The following is a 22,269-nucleotide window of genomic DNA, read 5'->3' on the forward strand; positions in this document are numbered from 1 at the left end:
GACGGGCATTCCGTGCCTGCGCTCGGTACGCTTGCCGCCAGGCAACATGTCGCCGAGTGAGGGGTGCACCGACAGCATGCGCAGGGGTCGACCGACCGAAGCGCCCGGCCACCGGAGGTGACCGCCGCGCGCCGGGGCGGTGTCGCGGGGCCGGTCAGCGGCGGTGGACACGCCTCGCGGAGACGGCCCCGGCGGGTTGCCGAGGCCGCGCTGCCGGCTGACGACCACCTGGCCCGGGAGCTGCTGGACGGGCTCGCCGAGGCGGTCGTGACCGTCGACCACGGCGGGGTGGTGACGCTCGTCAACGCGATGGCCGCCGACCTGCTCCCCGAGGTGACGCCCGGCGTCGACCTGAGCGCGTGCCGGGTGCCGGCGCTGGCCGACGCGGCCGCCGCCGGGTCGGACGCGTTCGAGACCGACCACCACGGCCGGCGGCTGCGCGGCGTGCGGCGCGCCCTGGCCGACGACCGCAGCGCCTGGTACGTCCGGGACGTCACCGAGGAACACGCGCGCACCGACGCGCTGCTCGCCGAACGGTCGCGCACCGCGTTCCTCGCCGAGGCGGGCAGCCGGCTCGGGCTGTCCCTGCACCGCGAGCAGACGCTGCGTACCGCCGTGACGCTGCCGGTGCCCTACCTGGCCGACGCGGCAGTCGTGGTGCACCGCCCGCCGCCACCCGCCGAGGACCAGCCGCACTGGATCCGGTACGCCACCGGCGACCCCGGCCCGGTCACCGGCCTGGCCGGCTGGCCCACCGTGGAGTCGGTGCCCGGCCTGGTCGAGGCGCTCGACGGCGACCTCACCGAACCGAGCCCCTGGCTGGACGCCGAGCTGGCCGACCTGGCCGAGGTGCTGCCCGCCGGGTTCGGCCGCCCGGGCACCGTGCTGATCAGCCCGATGCCCAGCGCCGGTGGTCCGGCCGGCGCGCTGGTGCTGGCCCGCCGCCGGGAGCGGCCCGGTTTCGACAGCCGGGAGATCGGCCTGGCCCGGGAGTTCGCCGGCCGGGCCGGCGCCGCGCTGGCCGCGGCCGAGCTGTACGGCGAGCAGGCGCACCTGGCCCGGGTGCTCCAGAACAGCCTGCTCCCGCCGGCGCTGCCCCGCCTGCCCGGGATGACGCTCGCCGGCGGTTACCGCGCCGCCGGGGACAGCCTGCGCATCGGCGGCGACTTCTACGACCTGTTCCCCACCGGCGACGGCGGCCTGTTCGCGCTCGGCGACGTCTGCGGCAAGGGCGTCGGCGCAGCCGTGCTGACCGGCCGGGTCCGCCAGTCGCTGCAGACCCTGCGCCTGGTCGAGCAACGCCCCCGGGAGCTGCTGGAACTGCTCAACCGGGCGCTGCTGGACGCTCCCGACGCGGCCCGCCGGGCCCAGTTCACCACGCTCCTGCTCGGTGCGCTGCGCCGCGAGCCGGACGGCGGGCTGCTGATCCGGGTGGCAGGTGGCGGGCACCCGTCGCCGCTCGTCGTCCGCGCCGGCGGCGGCGTCGAGACGGTCCGGGTGGGCGGCATGCCGGTGGGCGCGCTCACCGACGCCCGGTTCGCCGACACCGAGGTACGGCTGGCGCCGGGTGACCTGCTGCTGGCGTACACCGACGGGGTGACCGAGGCCCGGGGCGGTCCGACCGAGCCGGCCATGTTCGGCGACGCCCGGTTGCGTCAGGCGCTCGCCACCGGCGCCGGGCTTCCGCCCGCCGCGCTCGTCGACCGGGTACTCCAGCTCGTCGACGAATGGCTGGACGGGCAGCCCCACGACGACATCGCCATGCTCGCCGTGGCGGCCGGGTGACGCCGCCGCCTGACCGCCCCACCCCCGCGGCCGGGCGCCGGATCGGGCCGGAGACGCTCGCCGCGTACCTCGACCGCCTGGACGCCGCCGACGGGGCCGGCGCGGTCGCGCTGGCGCGCGGCCTGCTGGCCGACGGCTTCTCGGTCGCGGACGTCCTGGTCGACCTGGTCGCGGCGGCGCAGCGGGAGGTCGGCCGGCGCTGGCTCACCGGCTCGTGGAGCGTCGCCCAGGAGCACGCCGCCACCCACGTCAGCGAGCAGGTGGTGGACGCGCTGGGCGCGAGGGCCGGCCCGCCGCGGCGCGGTCACGTGGTGATGGCCTGCGTGGAGGGCGAGTGGCACGCGCTGGCCGCCCGCATCGTCACCGAGGTGGTCCGGGCGGCCGGCTGGCGGGTCACGTTCCTCGGCGCCAGCGTGCCGGCCCGGCATCTGGTCTCCTACCTGCATCAGACCGGCCCGGACGCGGTGCTGCTGAGCTGCGTGCAGCCGAACCGGCTGGTCCGGGCGGCGCGGATGGTGGAGGCCAGCCGCGCGGCCGGGGTGCCGGTCCTGGCCGGTGGTCCCGGCTTCGGCCCGGACGGCCGGTGGGCCACCGCGATCGGCGCGGCGGGCTGGGGCGCCAGCGCCCGGGACGCGGTGGCGCTGCTGGAACGGCCGCTGTCGGCCGCACACACCGGAGCGCCGCCGCCCCCGCCCGACGACTCGTACGTGGCGGTGCTGCACCGGCGGCGTGAGCTGGTCGGGCTCGCGCTCGCCACGGTGGACCCGCCCGAGGAGCACGCCGAGGATGTCGCCGCCGGTATCGCGCACCTGGTGGACGCACTGATCGCGGCCGTGCGGGTGGACGACGACCGGCTGCTGCGCGACTTCGTCGGGTGGCAGGAGGAGGCGCTGACGTCCCGGGGCGGCCGGGCGCTGCTGGACGAGGTGCTCGGCACGCTGGAGCGGGCGCTCACCGAGCATCCCCGGGTGGTGGCCCGGTTGCGGGCCGCCCGCGAAAGCGCGCCGGACGATCCCGGCCGGGCCGGCTGAGTCAGGCGGTACGGGCCACCGGAGGCTCGCCGGCCGGCCCGACCGGGTCGCCGATCCGTTCCCCGGAGGGCTGCAGCATCGGCCAGCCCTCCGCCACGGTGGCCTCGCCGCGCCGGCCCACCTCGTCGAACTCGCGCATGCCGCGTACCAGCGCGGCCCGGCCCTCCGGGCTCATCCCGGCCAGGATCCGCTCCAGCCGGCGCCGCCGGTCGGCGCGCAGCTCGGCGAGGAGCCGTAGGGCGGCGGGCGTGAGGTGCAGCGAGATCTCCCGCCGGTCGTAGCGGCCCGGCTCGCGCTCCAGCATCCCGGCCGCGACCAGCCGGTCGCACAGCCGGCTGGCGGAGGAGAGCAACATGTCGGTGAGCGTGGCGAGACGGCGGAGGTTGATGCCGTCATACTGCTCGACGACCATGATCGCGCGTAGCTGGGCACTCGACAGCCGGCTGGTGGTGCGCTCCCGGGCGGCCTCCCAGACGGCGAGCAAGGTGCCGGCCGCCTCGTCCAGGGCGGCGGACGTACTCGTTTCAGGTCCCCGGGGACCGCGCTCTTCGGTCATGGTGGGCCCGAGACTACTCCCCGGATCTGCCCGGCGACCTGTGCAAAGGAGCAAAGATGAGCGGAGCGGAGGGCCACGCGCGCCGGGTCCTGACCGAGGCGCCGACGGATCTCATCGTGGATCGGCTCGCCGCCGAGCTGGCGCGCACGTACGGCGTCACCCGCACCGAGCTCTACCAGGTCGACTACCGGCTCGCCGAGCTGCTGCCGCTGGGTGACGGCGCGGCGGTCACCGGCCCCGGCCACCCGGCCTGGCGCGCCTTCGACCACCAGGAGCCGGTGATCGCCGACGGCGTCGGCTGGTTCCCGGTGGGCATGCGCGGCGAACGCCGGGGCGTGCTCGAGGTCTCGCCGGTGCCCGCCGACCCGGACGCCCGCCGGGAGCTGGACACCATCGCCACGGTGCTCGGACACGAGCTGAGCGCGGTCATGGCGACCACCGACATCTACCGGACGGCGCGGCGCAGCCGGCGGCTCACGCTGGCCGCCGAGATGCAGTGGGAGCTGCTGCCCGGGCGCAGCCGGATCCGCCCATCGTTCAGCCTGGCCGGGCAGTTGGAGCCGGCGTACGCGGTGCGCGGGGACAGTTTCGACTGGTCCGACGACGGCCACCGGCTCTGGCTGGCGGTGCTGAACGGCTACGGCGAGGGGGTGGCCGCGGCGCTGCTCGCCTCGCTGGCCACGTACGCGCTGCGCAACGCGCGCCGGGCCGGGCTCGACCTGGCCGACCAGGCCGCGCTGGCCGACCAGGCGATCTACGCCCAGCACCGGGGCGAACAGCACGTCTCCGTGCTCCTGATCGAGCTGGACCTGGCCACCGGCGAGCTGACCGTGGTCGACGCCGGTTCGCCGCGGTTGCTGCGGCTGCGGGCCGGCGAGGTGACCGAGCAGGAGCTGGACAAGCAGTTCCCGCTCGGCATGTTCGAGGGCACCGACTACCGCCCGCAGCGGTTCCGCCTGGAGCGCGAGGACCGGCTCTTCGTGGTCAGCGACGGCGTGATCGAGGCCACCACCGAGCAGGTGCGCTACGGCGAGGTGGCGCTGGACCGGTTCCTGCGCCGGACCGGGCCGATGGAGCCGCTGGACGCGGTCCGGTCGCTGATCGGCGACCTGCGGGCCTTCGTCTCCGGTGACCTGGTGGACGACGCGGTCGTGGTCTGCCTGGACTGGCTGGGGCCGCAGCCCTGACCCGCCCTCTCAGTACGCGCCGCGGCTGTTGACCACCGCGCCGAACGTCTTCCAGAGGATGGTCAGGTCGGCGGCCAGCGACCAGTTCTCCACGTAGTAGAGGTCCAGCCGGATGCCGTCCTCCCAGCTCAGGTCCGACCGGCCGCTGACCTGCCAGAGGCCGGTCATGCCGGGCTTGACCAGCAGCCGGCGTGCCACGTCGCCGTCGTACCGGGCCACCTCGGACGGCAGCGGCGGGCGCGGGCCGACCAGGCTCATCTGGCCGAGCAGCACGTTGACGAGCTGGGGCAGCTCGTCCAGCGACCACTTGCGCAGCAGCCGGCCGACCCGGGTGACGCGCGGGTCGTCGCGCATCTTGAACATCAGGCCGTCGGTCTCGTTGCGCGCGGCCAGCTCGGCGAGCAGGGCGTCGGCGTTGACCACCATGGTGCGGAACTTGAAGACGCCGAACTCCTCGCCGCCCTGGCCGACCCGGGTCTGCCGGAACAGCACCGGACCGCGGCTGTCGATCTTTATGGCGAGCGCGATCACGATCAGCAGCGGCGCCAGCACGAGCAGGGCGATCGACGAGATCGACCGGTCGACGAAGCCCTTGACCAGCTTGCGGGCGCCGCGGAACTCGGGCGCCTCGACGTGGATCAGCGGCAGGCCGGCGACCGGACGGGTGTGGATGCGGGGACCGGCCACGTCGGTCAGCGCCGGTGCCACCACCAGGTCGACGCCGGTGCCCTCCAGCTGCCAGCCGAGGCGGCGCAACCGGGTCGCGGTCAGCTCGCCCGAGGCGGTGACCGCCACCGTGTCGGCGCCGATCGCGGTGGCGGCCTCCGGGATGCCCCGGAAGCTGCCGACCACCGGCACGTCGCCCAGCCGCTGCGGCACCGGGGCGAGCAGCGCGTCCGGGATGCACGCGCCGACCACCTGGTAGCCGGCGTACGGCTCCCGGCGCAGCGTGTGCACCAGCTCCAGGACGTGCGCGGTGTCGCCCACCACGAGCACCTTGCGGGACCAGCCGGCGCCCCGGTCGCGGGCCCGGTGCAGCCGCTTGCGGGCCGCGAACCGCGCCACCTCCAGCCCGATCGTGCCGACGGCGAAGGAGATGGCCAGGAAGCCCCGGGAGACGCCGACATCGGCGATGTACCCGGCGATGGCGATGCCGCCGGCGAGCCGCATGCTGGCCGCGCTGACCCGGCGGTACTCGTCGGCGCCGTAGCCGAGCACCTGGTCGTCGTAGCACCGCATCGCCTTGAGCGAGACGAGCCAGACCAGCAGCAGCACCGGGGCGACCACCACGTACGGGATCTCGGAGCCGGTCGGCTCCTCGTCGCCGAACCGGGCCAGGTAACCGACCAGGATGGCCACCGCGAGCACGGCGGTGTCCAGCACCACCAGGACCCGGATGTAGGCCCGCTCCGCTGCTCGCGTCGTCTTGCCCGGGCGTTCACCACCGGGTCGCGACGACGTGGCAGGAGTCAACAGCGTCGCCGAGGTCACCGGCCCTCCCCACTTCGCTCAGGACCGCCCCGTCCCCGCCCGGCTCCGGTGTGGAGCCCGCGGTCGAGGCACCCGGTCATCATGCCTGGACAATTATGGTTACCGATTGATTCGGACGCATTACCGTCAGTTCTCATCCCGCGCCTTGACCCGGGAAGCCTTCCGCCGTACCGGATTTCCGGTACGGCGGAAGACTAGCGCTGAGCTTCAGGTCAGCGGGGGGCGGGCGGCCGGAGCGCGATCGCCCGGAGGAAGATCTCGCCGATCTTGCTGGGGTCGGTGGTGACGAAGGCGCCGCCGCCGGTGACCTTGGTGATCGACTCCAGCTCGGCCCGGTTCACCTCGGTGCCGATGCCGATGATGACGACCTGGACCGGCTGCTCGTCGTCCTTCAGCTTCTTCAGCTGGTCCAGCAGCTCCTTCTGCGAGATGCCGTTGTCGTCCTCGTTCTTGCCGTCGGTGAACAACACGATCGAGTTGACCTTGCCCGGCTCCCAGTCCTGCTGCACCTTCTTGTACGCCGCGAGCATGGTGTCGTACAGGCCGGTGTCGCCGCTTGAGGGCTTGATCGAGGCGAGGCCGCGCTGCAGCGCCCCCCGATTGCTCGACAACGGCTTTATTCCGACCAGCTCGCTCCAGTCCTGCGAGCCCTGGAGGTTGGTGGAGAACGTCCAGAGGCCGATCGACCAGGAGTCGTCGAACAGTCCGAGGCCCTGGCTCGCGGCGGCGACGGTGACCTGCTCCCGGCTGGCGCCGTTGGCGGTCGCGACCGGCTTCTTCATCGAGCCGGAGACGTCGATGACACAGAGCATCCGGCCCGACTGCGTGGCCACCGACCAGGTCGTGGTCGCGGTCGAGATGGCACCGGGGTCGAGGTCGGCCGCGCCGCCCTGACCCGACGGTGGCACCTGGCTCGCGCCGCCGTTGGCCGGGCTCGGCGCGCCGGTCGGGGCCTGGAAACCCCGCCCCCAGTTGCCGTCCGGCGCGCGCAGCGCCTGCGCGGCGAGCCGGTCCTTGAAGGCCGGCGTACGCAGCACCTCGAAGAGCACCTTGGCGGCGGACGCCTTGGCCGGCTCGATGCCGGGCAGCACCGCGAACGGGTAGTCCAGCGGGATCGGCGCCGGCTCCAGGTAGAGCGCGGCGAGCCGGATCGGCGGCTTGGTGCTGTTGTAGGCGATCACGTCCTCCTCGGACAGCGCCGCCGCCCCCAGCCCGTTGGCGATCGCCGTCGGGTCCGACGAGCGCGGGAACCGCGCGAGGAGGTCCTGCCGCAGCGAGGAACGGTTGGTCGCCAGCGCACGCAGCGCACCGACCATCGCCTCCTGTGCCTTCGGCGAACCGGAGTCGCCGGTGGAGCTGGCCGCGGCGGTCAGCGACAGCAGGCCGGACAGGCCGGCCGCGTCCTGGGTCGGCTCGACGATCCCGGCCCGCAGCGGCTTGCTGGTGGTGACCTGAGTCAGCAGGTCCGACCAGCGCAGCTTCTTGTCCGGCCACCCGATGCGCGAGGCCACCGGCTCGGGCAGCGCCACCACGACCGGGCTGCGCGCGATCGAGGCACCGTTCGTCGGCGCGAACGCGCTGGCCCCGCCGCTCTTGAGCCGGACCAGCCAGGTCGACGAGTCCGGCACCCAGACGTCGGGGGTGACGGCGGTGCCGCTGGCCTGCCCGACGCCGGCGAGCGTGGCGCCGTGCTTGCTCGCCACCGCGGCGGCCACCTCGACCGACTCGGACGAGGAGACGTTCACCGCGATGCACGTTCCGCTCACCGCCGCGCCGTCGGAGACCCACTGGTCGGCGGCGGCGCGCACCGCCGGGGCGATCTCCGGGGCGGTCGCCACCGACAGCTCGAGCCGACCCGAACAGTTCGGGCCGGCCAGCTGCTGGTAGCCGAACCAGGAGCCGGCTACGACGGCGACCAGGGCGGCCGCCACGGCGGCGGCACCTGCTCCGCGGAGGTGAGAACGCATGCGATGGCGGCCAGACACGGTGACCATCTTGCGTACCTCGTGGGGTTACCACCACAACCGTTCGGACGAAAGTTACGCAGCAGAAACAGTTGATCACCTAACCCATACGCTAAGTTACCAGTCAGTCATTTATGGTGATGTCAATCCACTTCGGACTATCATCCGGTCACCGTTCGGTCACGGCAGGACGCACGTCGGGCTCGCCACCGGCACCGGCTCCCCCACCGGCTCGGGCACCCCGCCGTCCGGATCGACCCGGAAGATCCTGATCATGTCGGCCCGCTCGTCCGCCACGTACAGGTGCGCACCGGCGAACGCGAAGTGCCGGGGCCACTCGCCGCCGGTGTCGACCTCGGCCACCAGCTCCGGCGCGGGGCCGTCGAGCGCGAAGACCGCGACCGTGCCCACCCCGCGGTTGCCCACGTAGAGGAAACGCCCCCCGGGCCCGACCGCCACCTCGGAGGGCTGGACGTGCCCGGTCCGGCCGCTGGCGTCGACACGCGTCGACTGCCGCGGCCCGTCCGGCGTCAGCTCGTACGCGGTGACCGTGGCGTCCAGCTCACCGACCAGCCAGCAGCGCCGCCCGTCCGGATGCCGGGCCAGGTGCCGGGGTCCGGTTCCGGGCGCCGTCCGCAGCCGCGGCTCCCGCTCGGCCAGCCGGCCGGTGGACGCGTCGACGTCGTACCGGTAGACGGAGTCGGTGCCCAGGTCGACAGCGAGCAGCCCGCCCCCGGCCGGGTCGGGCGAGACCATGTGGCAGTGCGCGTGCTCCTGCCGCTGCGGGTCCGCGCCGTGGCCGGAGTGCCGGACCAGGTCGGTGCGCTCCCCCGGCACGCCGTCGGCGTCCAGGCCGAACACCGCCACGCTGCCGCCGCCGTAGTTCGCCACGAACAGGTGCCGCCCGTCCGGGGCGACCGCCACGTGGCACGGCTCCGCGCCACCGGTCTCGCGGACGCCCAGCGGCGTGAGGTCGCCGTCCGGGGCCACCCGGAACGCGCTCACCAGCCCGTCGGGCAGCTCGTTGCACCCGTACAGCACCGGCAGCGCCGGGTGCCGCACCAGGAACGACGGCGACGGGGTCACCGCCACGACGCCCAGCGGGGTCAGCTCCCCGGTCGCCCGGTCCCGCCGGGCCGCCACGACGCCCTCGGCCCGCCCGCCCGTCTCCGCCGTGTAGCCGCCGATGTGGACGATCTCGTCCTGCCCGGTCACCGCTCCCACCTCTCGTCGGTCCTGCCTGCGATCCAACCAGAGGCTTCCCGGTGGCGCGCCCGGTCAGTCCCGCCGGGCCCGACGGATCGGGCGCGGGGTGCTCAGCCCACCGGCACCGGCTCGCCGCGCTGCCGCGCCACGTGCTCGACCAGCGAGATCAGCACCAGCTTGCCGGACTGCCGCTCCCGCGCGTCACAGAGCACGAGCGGGACGTCCGGGTCCAGGTCCAGGGCGTCGCGGACCGCCTCCAGGCCGAACCGGCGGGAGCCCTCGAAGCAGTTGACGCCCACCACGAACGGGATGCCCCGCTGCTCGAAGTAGTCGATCGAGGGGAAGCAGTCGGCCAGCCGCCGGGTGTCGGCGAGCACCACCGCGCCGAGCGCGCCGAACGCCAGCTCGTCCCAGAGGAACCAGAACCGGTCCTGGCCCGGGGTGCCGAACAGGTAGACCTGGAGGTCGTCGTTGATTGTGATCCGGCCGAAGTCCATCGCCACCGTCGTCGTCGACTTCTGCTCGACCCCGGAGACGTCGTCGGTGCCGAGCCCGGCCCCGGTCAGGACCTCCTCGGTCTGCAACGGCCGGACCTCACTCAACGCGCTGACCAGCGTCGTCTTTCCGGCGCCGAAGCCACCGGCGATGAGGATCTTCAGAGCCAGCGGCACCCGGGGCGCCCCCGGCTCCCGGTCATAACGCACGGAGTCCACTGACCACCGCCTTGAGGATGTTGTCGTCGGGCAGGTACGCGGTGGCCGGTGGGCGGTGCACCGCGACGAGCTCATGGGCGAGAAGGTCGCCGAGCAGCACCCGGACCACGCCCACGGCGAGGTCCAGGTCGGCGGCGAGGTCGGCCACGGCCTTCGGCCGCCGGGCCAGCTCGATCAGGCGGCGGTGCTCCGGCTGGAGCCCGGGCGTGCCGGCCGGGTCCGCGCCGGGGGCGGCGAGCACGAACGCCAGCAGGTCGAAGCCGTCGACGGGTGGGCGTACCCGGCCGCCGGTGAGCGTGTACGGGCGCACCACCGGGCCGGCGTCGGCGTCCAGCCACTCGTGCTGCGGCCCCGGCGACTCAGCGCGCATCGGTCCGCTCCTCCGCCACCCGGCTCGGCGCGGCCAGGTTCTCCCCGACCCGGATGACGAGCATCGCCATCTCGTACGCCACCAGGCCGATGTCGGCGTCGGCGTCGCTGGCCACCGCCAGGCAGGCGCCCTGCCCGGCGGCGGTCACGAACAGGTAGGCCGACTCCATCTCCACCACCGTCTGGCGGACCGCGCCGCCGCCCAGGTGCCGGGTGGCGCCCTTGGCCAGCCCGGAGAAGCCGGACGCCAGCGCGCAGAGGTGTTCCGCGTCGGTCCGGTCCTGGTCGGTGGAGGCGCCGAGCAGGAGCCCGTCCGCCGAGAGCACCACCGCCTGGCGGGCGGCGGGAACACGCTCCACCAGGTCGTCGAGCAGCCAGTCGAGATCGGCGTTCTGCCGCGTCGTGTGCACCACTAGGCGTCCCTCTCAGTCGCGGTTCGTTGGTCCGGCGCCGGCGGGGCGGGCTCCACCGCCGGCCCCGCGGTGGTGGACGGCGTACCGGTGTCGCGCGGTTCGGTGGCGGGGGTGGCCGGGCCGGTTCCGGCGGCGCGCGAGCCGTCCCGGCGTCCGCGCGCGGTGCCGGCCTGCAACGCGGACATGGCCCGGCGGGCCTCCTCCGGGGTGCGGTGGGCCGGGGTGTCGGCGACCGTCGCGCGCGGACGCGCGGTCGCGCCGCGGCGGCGGATCCGGCGGGGCAGGCCGTCGTCGTCGGCGGGTGGTTCCACAGTCGAGGCGCGCGCCGACTGCAACGGGACGACTGTGTTCTCCGACCGGTCCCGGCCCGGCCGGGTCGGCCGCCCCGGCCGGGGCACGGTGGTCAGCCGGGTCACCTTGGCCAGGCGCCGGCGTTCCGGCCCGGCGGAGGCGTCCGCGCCCACCGGCGGCTCGTCGGTGATCAGTTCCGACGGTACGAACACCGAGGCGACGATCCCCGCCGGGCGGGACGGCCGCAGCTCCACCCGTACGCCGTGCCGGGCGGCCAGGCGCGCCACCACGAACAGTCCCAGCCGGGCGCTGCCGGCCGGGTCGAACTCCGGCGGCTCGGCCAGCTTGCGGTTGGCCTCGGCCAGGGCCGGCGCGGACATGCCCAGCCCCCGGTCGGTGATCTCGATGGTGTAGCCGCCCGGGACGCTCCGGCCGGTGACGTCCACCCGCGTGCCGGGCGGGGAGAACGCGGTCGCGTTCTCGATCAGCTCGGCGAGCAGGTGGATCACGTCGCCGACGGCCCGGCCCAGCACCCCGGCGGATGCCACCTCGCCCACGTCGACCCGGTCGTACGCCTCGACCTCGGAGATCGCGCCGCGCATCACGTCGACAGCGGCGACCGGGCGCCGCCAGCCGCGTCCGGGCGCGGCACCGGCGAGGATGACCAGGTCCTCGGCGTGCCGCCGCAGCCGCGTCGCCAGGTGGTCGACCTGGAACAGTCCGGCCAGCTCGTCCGGGTCCTCGGTACGCCGTTCCAGCCGGTCCAGCAGCGCCAGCTGCCGGTGCACCAGCCCCTGGCTGCGGCGGGCGAGGTTGAGGATCACCTCGTTGAAGCCCCGGCGCAGCGTCACCTCGTCCACGGCGGCGCGGACCGCGGTCCGGCGCACCTCGTTGAAGGCGCGCGCCACCTGGCCGATCTCGTCGCCGCCGTGGTCCAGCTCGGGCGCCTCCCGGGCCACGTCGACCTCCTCGCCCCGGCGCAGCCGGGCGACCACGTCGGGCAGCCGGCGTTCGGCCACCTCGGTCGCGGCGGCGCGTACGCCGGTCAGCCGCTGCGCCAGCGACCGGCCGACCCGCAGCGCCACCAGCACGCACACCACGATCGCGATCAGGCCCAGCACACCGGCGGCGGCGAGCTGGACGAGGATCCGGGTGGCCATCGGCACCGACCGCTCGGCGAGGGCGTCGGCGCCGCGCAGCTCGAAGTCGCGCAGGCTCTGCCACACCTCGGCGTGACCGGTGTCCCACGCCCGCATGTCGAACCGGGCGGGCAGCGCGGGTGAGCGGATCAGGCTGTCCTGGAGCGCGCGCAGCCGGAGGAACCCGGCGCCCTCGGTCATCCGCTGGTACGCGGTCCGCTCCCCGGGCGGCAGGTCGGCGACCGCGATCTCGGCGAGGAAGCGCTGGTTCTCGATTGTGCGTACGAGTTGCTCGTGCTCGCCCTCGGCGTACCGGCCCGCGGTGACGGCGCCGGCCAGCAGCGCGTCGGCCTGGCCGAGCAGCTCCCGGGAGCGGCCCAGCGCGGTCAGCGCCGTGGCCTCCCGGTTGAGCTGCGCGTCGGGCAGCGCGGCCATGGCGCCGAACGCCTGGAACGCCGAGCCGATCATCCCGCTGTAGAGGCCGACGGCACCGGCCCGGTCGACCTTCCGGTCGTCGATGAACACCCGCCCGGCGGGCAGCGCGTCGAGCGCCGAGACCAGTTGGTCGAGCCGGTTGTCGAGCTGGGCGTCGGCGACGTCACGCAGGTCCCCGCCGTCGACCTTGCGGCGCAGCTCGACGATCGCGTCGTCGGTGCGTACCCGCTGCTCGGTCAGCTCCGGGAGGGCGCGGGCACCGGCGAGCTGGACCACCGACAGCCGCCGCTCCCGTTGCAACTCCGCCACCACGGCCTCGCCCGGACGGCCCAGGTCGTAGAGGAGGGTACGCGCGGAGAGCAGGTCGAGCGCGGGCCCGAAGGTGAGCGTGGTGGCGAAGATCCACAACGCCAGCAGCCCGGTCACCGGGCCGATGACCAGCGCGGTCAGCTTGGCGCGGATCGGCCAGTCACGGGTGTTCAATCAGACCTCGCCCGGGAAGGTGTCGCTCGGTGGCGCCGGCAGCGGCCGCCGTTTCGCCGGCCACGACGCCGGGCCCCGGCCCGGACGCCTTGGGCAGGATACGTAATCCGGGGCGGATGCACTACCGGCCGTCTCGGCTCTCACTACGGTCCGAGACGGGCACGACGGGCTCAGTCGGACACCGCTGCGGCACCGGACGGCGGTCGCGGCAGCGCGCCTTTTTCCCGGCCGGGGCTGAAAGTGCCGCACAACGGGATTGGCGATCACCCGCACGAGGGAATACCAGCGTGCGAAGGAGGAGCCATGTCGTCCACCCAGGTAGTCGTCATAGTCATCGTCGTCGCCGTCATCGCCGCGCTCGTCGCGGTAGCCGTGGTCGCCAGCCGCCGCCGGGCGCTGCGGGAACGTTTCGGCCCCGAGTACGACCGGGCCGTCGCCGAGCAGGACAGCCGCAGCGCCGCCGAGCGTGAGCTGCGGGAACGCGAGCGCCGGCACGCCGAGCTGGAGCTGACCCCGCTGAGCCCGGAGTCCCGGGCCCGCTACGCCGCCGCCTGGGAGGAACTCCAGGTGCGCTTCGTCGACTCCCCCGCGGAGACCGTCGGCGAGGCCGACGAGCTGGTCAGCAGCCTGATCGCCGAGCGCGGATACCCCACCGGGGACTTCTCGGACCAGATCGCCCACCTCTCCGTCGAGCACGCCCGCACGCTCACCCACTACCGCGACGCCCACGAGATCCGGCAGCGCAACGAGCGCGGTGAGGCCGGCACCGAGGACCTCCGGCAGGCGCTCGTGCACTACCGGGCCCTCTTCGCCGACCTGCTCGGCGAGGACCCGGTGCACACCTCCACGCAGCAGCCGGAGCAGCGCCACCCCGACCACGACCACGACCACGACGTCCCGAGCCGCTGAGGAGGCCGCCGCCATGCGCCAGGAGGAACAGCAGGTCACGCAGGACCACCCCGAGGCCGTCCGGTCCGCACCGGTACCGGTGCCGCAGCCGGGCGAGCACACCGACGCCGACCGGCGCGACGCCGACCGGACCGACGTGCCCGAGGACGCGCTGGACGACCGGGGCACCTTCGACGACCCGGCGGTCGCCGACCAGCGGCGTGACGCCGAGGTCGACGAGACCCGCGCCTACGACGCCGGGGAGCTGCGCGACGCGGCCGACCGGACCGACGACGACGGGCGGCCCCCGTTCCACGAGCCGGCGCCGCTGCCGACGGCGTTCGGCGCGGCCACGGTGGGCGACGCGGTCGCCGCCTCGGCCCTGGCGAGCGGCCGCCCGCAGGACGAGCGCGACGCGCGCGGCGAGGACACCGCTGCGCCGGGCGACGGCGCGCCGGGACGCACCGACCCGCTGGACGACGAGCGGGCCGACCCGACCGCCGGGGACCGCCTGCACGACCGGGACCGCTGGGACGCCGAGCACTCCGACGGCGCCGACCGCGACATGGACGGCGACGGCCGGGACGACCGAACCGGCGACGACGTGGCCCGGGACGACCGCGTGGTCGACGGCGTCCGCCGGGACGACGCGGTCGCCGACGGCGCGGTCGGGTACGGCAGCGCCGAGCCCGGCCTGGTCGACCCGGACGCCGAGGCCGTCCCCGCGGCCGACGGCGCCGACCGGCGGCACGACCGGGTGGACACCGACACCGCCACCGCGGCGGGCGCGGCAGCCGCCGGCGCGGCGCTGTCCGGCGCGGAGCGGCCCACGCCCGGCGCGGTACCCGCCGACGCGGCGACGCTGTTCGCGCCGGAGGCCGCGCAGGGTTTCCGGGACCGCTGGCGCGACGTGCAGCTGCGCTTCGTGGACGACCCGCGCGCGGCCGTCGGCGAGGCGGAGTCGCTGGTCGAGGAGGCGATCGAGGCGCTCTCCACCGCCCTGCGCGAGCAGCGCACCCGGCTCGGCGCCTGGCAGGAGTCCGGCTCCACCGACACCGAGCAGCTCCGGGTGGCCGTACGCGGCTATCGCGACTTCCTGGACCGCGTGCTCGGCCGCTGAGAACCCGTGACGAAGCCCCGGCCGGTGACCCGGCCGGGGCTTCCCCGTGCCCGGACCGAACAGCAGGTATGAAACTTCGCAATCGGGGTACGTGCGGGCAGCGGTGCACACGAGGGGAGCACGGGCATGGGCGGTGGCGGCCTGCGGTTGAACATGAACGCCCTGGACTATCTGATCCTGGCGCTCTACTTCGTCACGGTGCTCGGCGTCGGTTTCGCCGCCCGGCGCGCGATCCGTACCAGCGTGGACTTCTTCCTCTCCGGCCGTTCGCTGCCCGCCTGGGTCACCGGCCTGGCGTTCGTCTCGGCGAACCTGGGCGCGCTGGAGATCATCGGCATGGCCGCCAACGGCGCCCAGTACGGCATCATGACCGTGCACTACTACTGGATCGGCGCCGTGCCGGCGATGGTCTTCCTCGGCATCGTGATGATGCCGTTCTACTACGGCTCCAAGGTCCGCAGCGTCCCCGAGTACCTGCGGCTGCGCTTCAACCGCCCCACCCACCTGCTCAACGCGATCAGCTTCGCGGTCGCGCAGGTGCTCATCGCGGGCGTGAACCTGTACGCGCTGGCGCTGATCATGCAGGCGCTGCTCGGCTGGCCGCTCTGGTTCGCGATCATCGTCGGCGCGGTGATCGTGCTGGCGTACATCACCGTCGGCGGGCTCTCCGGCGCGATCTACAACGAGGTGCTCCAGTTCTTCGTGATCATCGCCGGTCTGGTGCCGATCACGGTGATCGGACTGGTCAAGGTCGGCGGCGTGAGCGGGCTGATGGACGCGGTCCGCGACTCCAAGCTCGGCGAGGCCGGACTGCACGCCTGGGAGGGCACCGGCAGCACCGACAACCCGCTCGGCGCGCACTGGCTGGGCATCGTGTTCGGCCTCGGCTTCGTGCTCTCCTTCGGCTACTGGACCACCAACTTCGCCGAGGTGCAGCGCGCGCTGTCCGCGCGGAACATGAGCGCCGCCCGGCGTACGCCGATCATCGCCGCGTACCCGAAGCTGCTCATCCCGGCGGTCACCGTGATCCCCGGCCTGATCGCCCTGGTCACGGTGAAGGGGCTGGGCGCCGACGAGGGCGACCTGGTCTACAACAACGCGATCCCGCTGCTCATGCGCGACCTGCTGCCCAACGGCGTGCTCGGCATCGCGGTCACCGGCCTGGTGGCCTCGTTCATGGCCGGCATGGCGGCGAACGTCAGCGGGTTCAACACCGTCTTCACGTACGACATCTGGCAGGCGTACTTCCGGCCGGACAAGCCGGACGAGCATTACGTGAAGGTGGGCCGGATCGCCACCGTCGGCGCTGTGGTGATCGGCATCGGCACCGCGTTCATCGCGGCCGGGTTCAGCAACATCATGAACTACATCCAGGCGCTCTTCTCGGTCTTCAACGCGCCGCTGTTCGGCACGTTCATCATCGGCATGTTCTGGCGGCGGATGACTCCACTGGCCGGGTTCTGGTCGCTGCTGTCCGGCACCGTCGTGGCCACCGCCACGTACCTGCTCTACAAGGGCGGCGTGATCAGCTTCAACTCGGACCTGGAGGAGAGCTTCTGGGGCGCGGGCCTGGCCTTCGCCACAGTCGCGGTGGTGGCCGCGATCGTCACGCCGCTGACCCGGCCGAAGACCGACCGGGAGCTGACCGGACTGGTGTACGGCCTCAGCGACACGACGCTCGCCGACGACTCGCTGGCCGGCGACACCGCCTGGTACCGCTCCCCGGTGCTGCTCGGCGTCGTCGCCGTGATCCTCGCCGCCCTGTTCTACATCCCGGTCTTCTAAAGGAGGGGAGGCACGCCATGGCAGACAACGCGGACCGCCACTACCAGGGCGGCGAGGCGCACGACCCGCTGGTCGACGAGACCGAGGACGCCCGGGAGGAACGCTCCGCCGCGGCCCGGCTGTTCGACATCCGCCGGGTCATCGGCGGCCTGTTCGTGGTGTACGGGCTGATCGTCGGCCTGATGGGGCTGTTCGACACGTCCGCCGAGATCGACAAGGCGCAGGGCGTCCGGATCAACCTGTGGGCCGGCGCGGCGATGCTGGTGTTCGGCCTGCTGATGCTGCTGTGGCAGCGGCTGCGTCCGACCGAGGCGCCGGAGCCGCAGCGCGACGAGTCCTGACCCCCTCCGCCCGCATGGCGCGGCCCGCACCGGGTAGGCCACGGGGATCACGCGAAGGGACAGGAGGGCAGCAGCATGACCGATCGTGACCGCGGTGGCGAGCGGCCGCTGGAGGAGACCCCCGAGGTGGCCGCGGCGGTGGACGACGACAGCACGGTGCCCCAGTTGCGCAACAGCGGCACCGACCCGGACAACCCCACCTTCACCGAGCCCGACGGCGCGGTGCCGGACACCGGGTCGCCGAACCTCATCGGTGACCCGTACGCGGCCGGGACGGGCGCGACCGGCACCGGCACCGGTGCCGCACCGGACGACATCCGTACCGGCGCCGAGCAGCCCTGGGACCCGGAGGACCTGGTGCAGGCCCGGGGCCAGGACGTGACGCCGGAGAACCTGGAACGGGCCCGCCGCGACCTGGCCGAGCTGGGCCGGGCGGCGATCGAGCGCACCGTTCCCTGACACCGGAACGGCCGAGGGCCCCTGGCCGACGTGGGCGTCGACCAGGGGCCCGGGGAACCCGCGCGGCGGTGCCTCACTCCCGCCGCCGCGGGTGGTCCGGCCGCGACTCAGGAGAGCGGCGGGTACGCGTTCTGCATGAGCTGCTGGAACTGGGCCGGGAACCACGCGCCGGAGATCGGCGCGTCGGCCAGGGCGCCGGACATGTTGTTGCCGTTGCGGGCGTTACCGGTGTAGGTCGGGTCGCACATCCGGTCGAAGCCCTTGCCCTCGTTGTTCGGGATCTCCTTGCTGGAGCCGTCCGACTCACCCGGGGGCTTCACCCAGACGTAGGCGTCGATCCCGGTCTCCGGGTTGGCCCGCGGCCGCTCGCCGAGACCCGCGCCGGCCTGGTTGCACCAGTTGCCGGTGTGCAGGCGCCGGTCGACCCGGCCACCGTCGACGTAGGCGTCCACGCTGGTCGACGGGCCGGGGCCGGTCGGCCGGGCGGAGCCGCCCCAACCGTTGCGGGAGGTGTCGATCAGCATGCCGATGTTGCTGTCGAAGCCGACCGAGACCAGCTTCTGCCGGAACGCCTGGGCGAACGACAGCTCGTCGACGTACTGGTTCCAGTCGATCCACTTGGACTGCCGGACGGTCTGGCCGTTCACCGAGTCGGTGACCTTGACGTACGGCTCCTTCAGGGCGGAGTAGTTCGCCGTGTTGACGATGAAGCCCTGCACGTTGGCGACGGTGCTGCCGGACGCGACGGCGGCGGCCTTGAGCTGGTCGGCGACCGGGCCGAAGTTGCTGTCCCAGCCGATCCAGCCGTGGTGGGCGGCGTCGATGTAGTTGTAGACGTTGCCGATCGCACCCAGCTTCGCCAGGGCGTAGCCGACACCGTTCACGTACGCGCCGTTGGCCTTCACCGTGTCACACATGACCGTGCCGCCCGCGTTGCCCGAGGTGTTGGTCACCAGGTTGGGCAGCGAGTCGATCTCGATGATGTTGACGATGCGCAGGTTCCGGTACTTCGAGTCGCCCTGGATCGCGGCGATCGGGTCGATGTACTCGGCCTTGTAGCGGGGCAGCTCGTCCGGGCCCAGCTCACCGTTGGAGGCGAGCGCGGAGCAGTCGCGGCCGGGCAGGTTGTAGATGACGAACTGGATGTAGCCGGCGCCCTGGGCGACCGCGGCGTCCAGGTGGTCACGCACGCCCATCGCGCCGTTGGAGCTGCTGTCCGGCGTGCCGTTGATGGCGGCGATCCGGTCGATCCAGACCGCGGTCGGGTTGTTGGAGACCCGGCTGCCGCCGGACACCGACTCGGCCTTGGCCTTCCACTCGGGGTTCACGTACCCCTTCACACCGGCGTACGGGTTGTCGACCCGCTGCCCCGGCGGCGGAGTCGTGGGCGGCGGGGCCGTCGTGGGCGGCGGCGCCGTCGTCGGCGGCGTGCTGGTGGGCGGCGTGCTGGTCGGCGGCGTGCTCGTCGGCGGGGTGCTGGTGGACGGCGTGCCGCCGTTGCAGACCGTGCCGTTGAGCGTGAACTGGGTCGGCTTCGGGTTGCTGCCGCTCCAGGAGCCGTTGAAGCCGATGGTGGTGCTGGCGCCGCTGGCGAGCGACCCGTTGTACGACTCGTTCTGCGCGGTGACGTTCTGGCCGCTCTGGGACCACCGCGCGGACCAGCCGTTCACCACCCGCTGCGAGCTGTTCGGGAAGGTGAAGCCGAGGCTCCACGAGCTGAGCGCGTCACCGATGTTCTTGATGGTCACGTTGCCGGTGAATCCACCGGGCCAGTCGCTGGTCGTGTAGGTCACGCTGCACTGGGTGGCGGCCTGCGCCGCGGTGACCGGGAGGGTCACCAGTCCACCGGCTACCAGGACGCCGGCGCCGGTGAGCGCAAGCGTCCGGTTCCGGCCGGACAGCCTTCTCCACAGATTCATGCCACTGATCTCCTTGGGCGAGACCGGATCCGCGTACGGCCCGGCGCAAATGGCGGCGGCGGTCGTCCTGCGGGGACGGCCGTGCGCGCCAGGGGGTTCTTCGGGGGACGCCCGACCCGGACGGGCGCTTGGGGGTGGTGGTGCCGACCGGTCCGCAGGACCGGCCGATGGAGCCGACGTCGGCCGGTTGGTGCCGGCTGCCCTCGACGTCTGAGCTCGCGGTGTGGCTCCCCGAACCGCGTGCAGCGATTCTTGCATGGGAGCGCTTCCATGGCAATGCCTCGATACGCCCGCCACCCACCCTACCGCCGCGCCCGCCGGCACCCGCCCGGACGGATCGCCATGAGGTGCCGAAACGGCGCGAAGGCTCCCACCGCGTTCCCCCCAGCGGTGCCGAAGGGTGCCCGATCGGCGCGAGGTGTCGCGGAAAACGCGGACCGCCCGAACATCGGCATATCCCTAAAAGCGAAACTTTCCCCGGATAAGTCGCGAAAAGGTCTAACGTCGGCCTTAGCTCGACTGACGTCGGGCTCAGGACGAACAGGGATGGAGACGCTGGTCATGGCTAAGAAGATGCTCGGGAAGGTGGTCGCGGGCGCCGCCCTCGGCGGAGCCGGCCTTCTCGCGTTCACCCCGGGAATGGCCTACGCGGGCGGGCACGACGAGGGCAAGGTCATCGCCAAGCCCCACGTGGTGAAGGCGGGGGACACCGTCGAGCTGCTCGCGATCTGCTCCGAGCCGCAGAAGCACGCCACCGTCTGGTCGAAGGTGACCGGCAAGGTCGACCTGCACCCGGCCCGCGACGGCGAGCACGGCGACTGGGCCGACCGGGGTGGCGACCAGGACTGGGGCTGGGACGACAAGGGCTCGGACGGCAAGGACGACCACGGCAAGGACGAGCACGGCAAGGGCCCCGACGGCAAGGACGAACACGGCAAGGGTCCGGACGGCCGCGGCGAGCCCGGCGGGGACGGGCACGGCCCGGGTGGCAACGGTCCCGGCGGCAATGGGCCGGGTGGCAATGGGCCGGGTGGCAATGGGCCGGGCGGCAATGGGCCGGGCGGCAATGGGCCGGGCGGCAACGGGCCGGGCGGGAACGGTCCCGGTGGCGACGGCATGCCGCAGCCGCCGGCGAACCAGCCCCAGCCGCCGGCCGACCAGCCGGGAGGACAGCCGCAGCCGGGCGGCGCGGGCGCCGGCGCTGCTGTCGACCCGGGCGACTGGCAGGGGCACGACGAGTACGGCCAGGACGCCGAGCCGGGCTGGGAGAAGGAGCAGCGGGGCGCGCCGGACTGGACCAAGGACGCGCACGGCCCCGACGGCAAGGACCGGTACGGCAAGGACGCCAAGGACGAGCACGGCAAGGACGACCGTGGCGGCCGGCCGGACGACAAGGGCAAGGACGGCAAGAACGAGCACGGCTCCTGGCAGGACGGCAAGGACGACTGGCAGGGCGGCAAGGACGACTGGCAGGCGAGCGGAGGCGCCTGGCAGGACGACAAGGGCGACTACGGCAAGGACGCCGAGGGCGACTACGGCAAGGACGGCTGGGAGCACGGGAAGGACTTCGTCTACTACGGCGAGGCCACCGTCTCGCACGACGCACGGCCGGGCCGCTACGAGCTGCGGGGCACCTGTGGTGAGGGCGAGCTGGTGGTCCTGCCGCGCGGTGGGGTCGACGGCGGTGACGGTGGCATGACGACCACCGGCGTGGACCGCGACCTCGCCACCGGTGGCGCGGGCATGATCGGCGCCGCGGCGCTGGGCGGCCTGGTGCTGCTGCGCCGGCGGCGGGCCGGTGGCCTGGTCTGACCGGACGACGACCCGGGCCGGCGGCCGTCACGGAAGTCCGTGGCGTGCCGTCGGCGCGGCCGTCGTCGTCCTGCTCGCCATGGCCGGGGCCGGTCTGATCGGCGCGTCCGTGCGCACCGTCCCGCCGCCGGCACCGCCGCAGCCGATCTCGCAGGCGGGCCCGGTCACCACCGGCCCGCAGACCGACCCGGACGGCACGTACGCCGACCCGGACGCGGAGGGGCAGGCGACACCGGACGCCGCCCGGCCCGTGCCCGGCAGCACCGGCCGACCCACGGCGGACGTCGCCGGGGGCGGCGTCGGCCCGGCGACACCGGGCCCACCGACGGGCGGCCCCGGCGCCACCCCGGGCGCCCCGACGGCGACGAGCCCCGCCCCGGCTCCGCTCCCCCGGTCGGTGCCGGTCACCATCTCGATCCCCCGCATCGGGGTGCAGGCCCCGATCATGTCGCTCGGCACGAATCCCGACGGCACGGTCCAGGTGCCCCCGCTGGACCAGGCCATGAAGGCCGGCTGGTACTCCCCCGGCGCCAGCCCGGGCGAGTCCGGCAACGCGGTGATCGTGGGTCACGTCGACTCCGCCCAGCTCGGCCCGGCGGTGTTCTTCAACCTCGGCGCGCTGGTGCCCGGCGACACGATCGTGGTCGCCCGGCAGGACGGCTCGGCCGCCACGTTCACGGTGCGGGAGGTGGGGTCGTACCCGAAGACCGCCTTTCCCGCCGCGCAGGTCTACGGCCCGTCGGACGTCCCCGCCCTGCGCGTGGTGACCTGCGGCGGGGTGTTCGACAAGACGGCCGGGAGCTACCTGAACAACATCGTCGTCTACGCGGCGATGACGAGCTGAGGGCGGGAACGGCAGTGGCCCGGTGGTCGGAGAACCGA

The 22,269-nt window shown here is 73.8% G+C and carries 19 protein-coding genes; 10 read left to right on the forward strand and 9 right to left on the reverse strand.

Going from position 1 to position 22,269, the window contains the following annotated elements; all coding sequences use genetic code 11:
• Positions 1 to 63: 63 nt before the first annotated feature.
• Positions 64 to 1,785: a PP2C family protein-serine/threonine phosphatase gene (locus ACN27D_RS07330; RefSeq protein WP_358175019.1), complete on the forward strand. Its 1,722-nt coding sequence runs from the start codon at positions 64 to 66 to the stop codon at positions 1,783 to 1,785.
• Entirely contained in the window at positions 1,782 to 2,816 is a 1,035-nt protein-coding gene (locus ACN27D_RS07335) for a cobalamin B12-binding domain-containing protein (RefSeq protein WP_421498825.1), read from the forward strand. Before ACN27D_RS07330 ends, ACN27D_RS07335 begins: the two co-directional genes overlap by 4 nt.
• A gap of 1 nt (position 2,817) precedes the next feature.
• Here the strand turns inward: ACN27D_RS07335 and ACN27D_RS07340 are convergent, their stop codons facing one another.
• Positions 2,818 to 3,372 carry a MarR family winged helix-turn-helix transcriptional regulator gene (locus tag ACN27D_RS07340; protein ID WP_120573475.1) on the reverse strand — a complete coding sequence of 185 codons (555 nt, stop codon included), beginning with the start codon at positions 3,370 to 3,372 and terminating at the stop codon, positions 2,818 to 2,820.
• A gap of 56 nt (positions 3,373 to 3,428) precedes the next feature.
• Here ACN27D_RS07340 and ACN27D_RS07345 point away from each other — a divergent pair, with 56 nt between their 5' ends.
• Positions 3,429 to 4,559 carry a PP2C family protein-serine/threonine phosphatase gene (locus tag ACN27D_RS07345; protein ID WP_421498826.1) on the forward strand — a complete coding sequence of 377 codons (1,131 nt, stop codon included), beginning with the start codon at positions 3,429 to 3,431 and terminating at the stop codon, positions 4,557 to 4,559.
• 9 nt (positions 4,560 to 4,568) lie between these two features.
• Here the strand turns inward: ACN27D_RS07345 and ACN27D_RS07350 are convergent, their stop codons facing one another.
• The 7 genes from ACN27D_RS07350 to ACN27D_RS07380 form a co-directional block, all read right to left on the reverse strand.
• Positions 4,569 to 6,050, reverse strand: a complete 1,482-nt coding sequence (locus tag ACN27D_RS07350; RefSeq protein WP_120573473.1) for a sugar transferase — start codon at positions 6,048 to 6,050, stop codon at positions 4,569 to 4,571.
• Positions 6,051 to 6,262: 212 nt separating this feature from the next.
• Positions 6,263 to 8,017: a substrate-binding domain-containing protein gene (locus ACN27D_RS07355; protein WP_421498827.1), complete on the reverse strand. Its 1,755-nt coding sequence runs from the start codon at positions 8,015 to 8,017 to the stop codon at positions 6,263 to 6,265.
• Between the two features lie 177 nt (positions 8,018 to 8,194).
• Positions 8,195 to 9,229, reverse strand: coding sequence for a lactonase family protein (locus ACN27D_RS07360; protein WP_358175009.1), 1,035 nt, complete (start codon positions 9,227 to 9,229; stop codon positions 8,195 to 8,197).
• Positions 9,230 to 9,330: 101 nt separating this feature from the next.
• Positions 9,331 to 9,933, reverse strand: a complete 603-nt coding sequence (locus tag ACN27D_RS07365; protein WP_047890560.1) for a GTP-binding protein — start codon at positions 9,931 to 9,933, stop codon at positions 9,331 to 9,333.
• Positions 9,914 to 10,303, reverse strand: coding sequence for a DUF742 domain-containing protein (locus tag ACN27D_RS07370; protein WP_120573470.1), 390 nt, complete (start codon positions 10,301 to 10,303; stop codon positions 9,914 to 9,916). Before ACN27D_RS07370 ends, ACN27D_RS07365 begins: the two co-directional genes overlap by 20 nt.
• On the reverse strand, positions 10,293 to 10,715 hold the full coding sequence (locus ACN27D_RS07375; protein WP_357896824.1) for a roadblock/LC7 domain-containing protein: 423 nt from the start codon (positions 10,713 to 10,715) through the stop codon (positions 10,293 to 10,295). Before ACN27D_RS07375 ends, ACN27D_RS07370 begins: the two co-directional genes overlap by 11 nt.
• Entirely contained in the window at positions 10,715 to 13,063 is a 2,349-nt protein-coding gene (locus ACN27D_RS07380) for a nitrate- and nitrite sensing domain-containing protein (RefSeq protein ID WP_421498828.1), read from the reverse strand. The genes ACN27D_RS07375 and ACN27D_RS07380 overlap by 1 nt, the downstream gene beginning before the upstream one ends.
• A 303-nt stretch (positions 13,064 to 13,366) precedes the next feature.
• On the opposite strand from ACN27D_RS07380, the gene ACN27D_RS07385 reads away from it, so the two are divergent.
• The 5 genes from ACN27D_RS07385 (at position 13,367) to ACN27D_RS07405 (ending at position 17,656) form a co-directional block, all read left to right on the forward strand.
• Entirely contained in the window at positions 13,367 to 13,972 is a 606-nt protein-coding gene (locus ACN27D_RS07385) for a hypothetical protein (RefSeq protein ID WP_120573468.1), read from the forward strand.
• A gap of 13 nt (positions 13,973 to 13,985) precedes the next feature.
• A complete protein-coding gene (locus tag ACN27D_RS07390; RefSeq protein WP_421498829.1) occupies positions 13,986 to 15,071 on the forward strand; it encodes a hypothetical protein in 1,086 nt (361 codons plus the stop codon).
• A 126-nt stretch (positions 15,072 to 15,197) separates the two neighbouring features.
• Complete coding sequence (locus ACN27D_RS07395) at positions 15,198 to 16,856, forward strand: sodium:solute symporter family protein (protein WP_120573466.1); 1,659 nt, start codon at positions 15,198 to 15,200, stop codon at positions 16,854 to 16,856.
• A 17-nt stretch (positions 16,857 to 16,873) separates the two neighbouring features.
• Positions 16,874 to 17,197, forward strand: coding sequence for a hypothetical protein (locus tag ACN27D_RS07400; RefSeq protein WP_091422840.1), 324 nt, complete (start codon positions 16,874 to 16,876; stop codon positions 17,195 to 17,197).
• A gap of 75 nt (positions 17,198 to 17,272) precedes the next feature.
• On the forward strand, positions 17,273 to 17,656 hold the full coding sequence (locus tag ACN27D_RS07405) for a hypothetical protein (RefSeq protein ID WP_091422838.1): 384 nt from the start codon (positions 17,273 to 17,275) through the stop codon (positions 17,654 to 17,656).
• A 107-nt stretch (positions 17,657 to 17,763) separates the two neighbouring features.
• Here the strand turns inward: ACN27D_RS07405 and ACN27D_RS07410 are convergent, their stop codons facing one another.
• Positions 17,764 to 19,575 (reverse strand): glycoside hydrolase family 6 protein, encoded by a 1,812-nt coding sequence (locus ACN27D_RS07410; protein ID WP_120573465.1) that lies wholly within the window; start codon positions 19,573 to 19,575, stop codon positions 17,764 to 17,766.
• 561 nt (positions 19,576 to 20,136) lie between these two features.
• Here ACN27D_RS07410 and ACN27D_RS07415 point away from each other — a divergent pair.
• Complete coding sequence (locus ACN27D_RS07415; protein WP_421498830.1) at positions 20,137 to 21,387, forward strand: hypothetical protein; 1,251 nt, start codon at positions 20,137 to 20,139, stop codon at positions 21,385 to 21,387.
• 79 nt (positions 21,388 to 21,466) lie between these two features.
• Positions 21,467 to 22,231, forward strand: coding sequence for a class F sortase (locus ACN27D_RS07420; protein ID WP_358175190.1), 765 nt, complete (start codon positions 21,467 to 21,469; stop codon positions 22,229 to 22,231).
• The last annotated feature ends 38 nt before the right edge of the window (positions 22,232 to 22,269 follow it).

Source organism: Micromonospora sp. WMMD1274 (assembly GCF_049179035.1).
Taxonomy (GTDB): Bacteria; Actinomycetota; Actinomycetes; order Mycobacteriales; family Micromonosporaceae; genus Micromonospora; species Micromonospora tulbaghiae.

Excerpts from the sequence above, each read along its gene's own strand:
- ACN27D_RS07340 (WP_120573475.1), bottom strand. The coding sequence starts at position 3,372 with ATGACCGAAGAGCGCGGTCCCCGGGGACCTGAAACGAGTACGTCCGCC.
- ACN27D_RS07345 (WP_421498826.1), top strand. The coding sequence starts at position 3,429 with ATGAGCGGAGCGGAGGGCCACGCGCGCCGGGTCCTGACCGAGGCGCCG.
- ACN27D_RS07355 (WP_421498827.1), bottom strand. The coding sequence starts at position 8,017 with ATGCGTTCTCACCTCCGCGGAGCAGGTGCCGCCGCCGTGGCGGCCGCC.
- ACN27D_RS07370 (WP_120573470.1), bottom strand. The coding sequence starts at position 10,303 with ATGCGCGCTGAGTCGCCGGGGCCGCAGCACGAGTGGCTGGACGCCGAC.
- ACN27D_RS07385 (WP_120573468.1), top strand. The coding sequence starts at position 13,367 with ATGTCGTCCACCCAGGTAGTCGTCATAGTCATCGTCGTCGCCGTCATC.
- ACN27D_RS07390 (WP_421498829.1), top strand. The coding sequence starts at position 13,986 with ATGCGCCAGGAGGAACAGCAGGTCACGCAGGACCACCCCGAGGCCGTC.
- ACN27D_RS07395 (WP_120573466.1), top strand. The coding sequence starts at position 15,198 with ATGGGCGGTGGCGGCCTGCGGTTGAACATGAACGCCCTGGACTATCTG.
- ACN27D_RS07400 (WP_091422840.1), top strand. The coding sequence starts at position 16,874 with ATGGCAGACAACGCGGACCGCCACTACCAGGGCGGCGAGGCGCACGAC.
- ACN27D_RS07405 (WP_091422838.1), top strand. The coding sequence starts at position 17,273 with ATGACCGATCGTGACCGCGGTGGCGAGCGGCCGCTGGAGGAGACCCCC.
- ACN27D_RS07410 (WP_120573465.1), bottom strand. The coding sequence starts at position 19,575 with ATGAATCTGTGGAGAAGGCTGTCCGGCCGGAACCGGACGCTTGCGCTC.
- ACN27D_RS07415 (WP_421498830.1), top strand. The coding sequence starts at position 20,137 with ATGGCTAAGAAGATGCTCGGGAAGGTGGTCGCGGGCGCCGCCCTCGGC.
- ACN27D_RS07420 (WP_358175190.1), top strand. The coding sequence starts at position 21,467 with ATGGCCGGGGCCGGTCTGATCGGCGCGTCCGTGCGCACCGTCCCGCCG.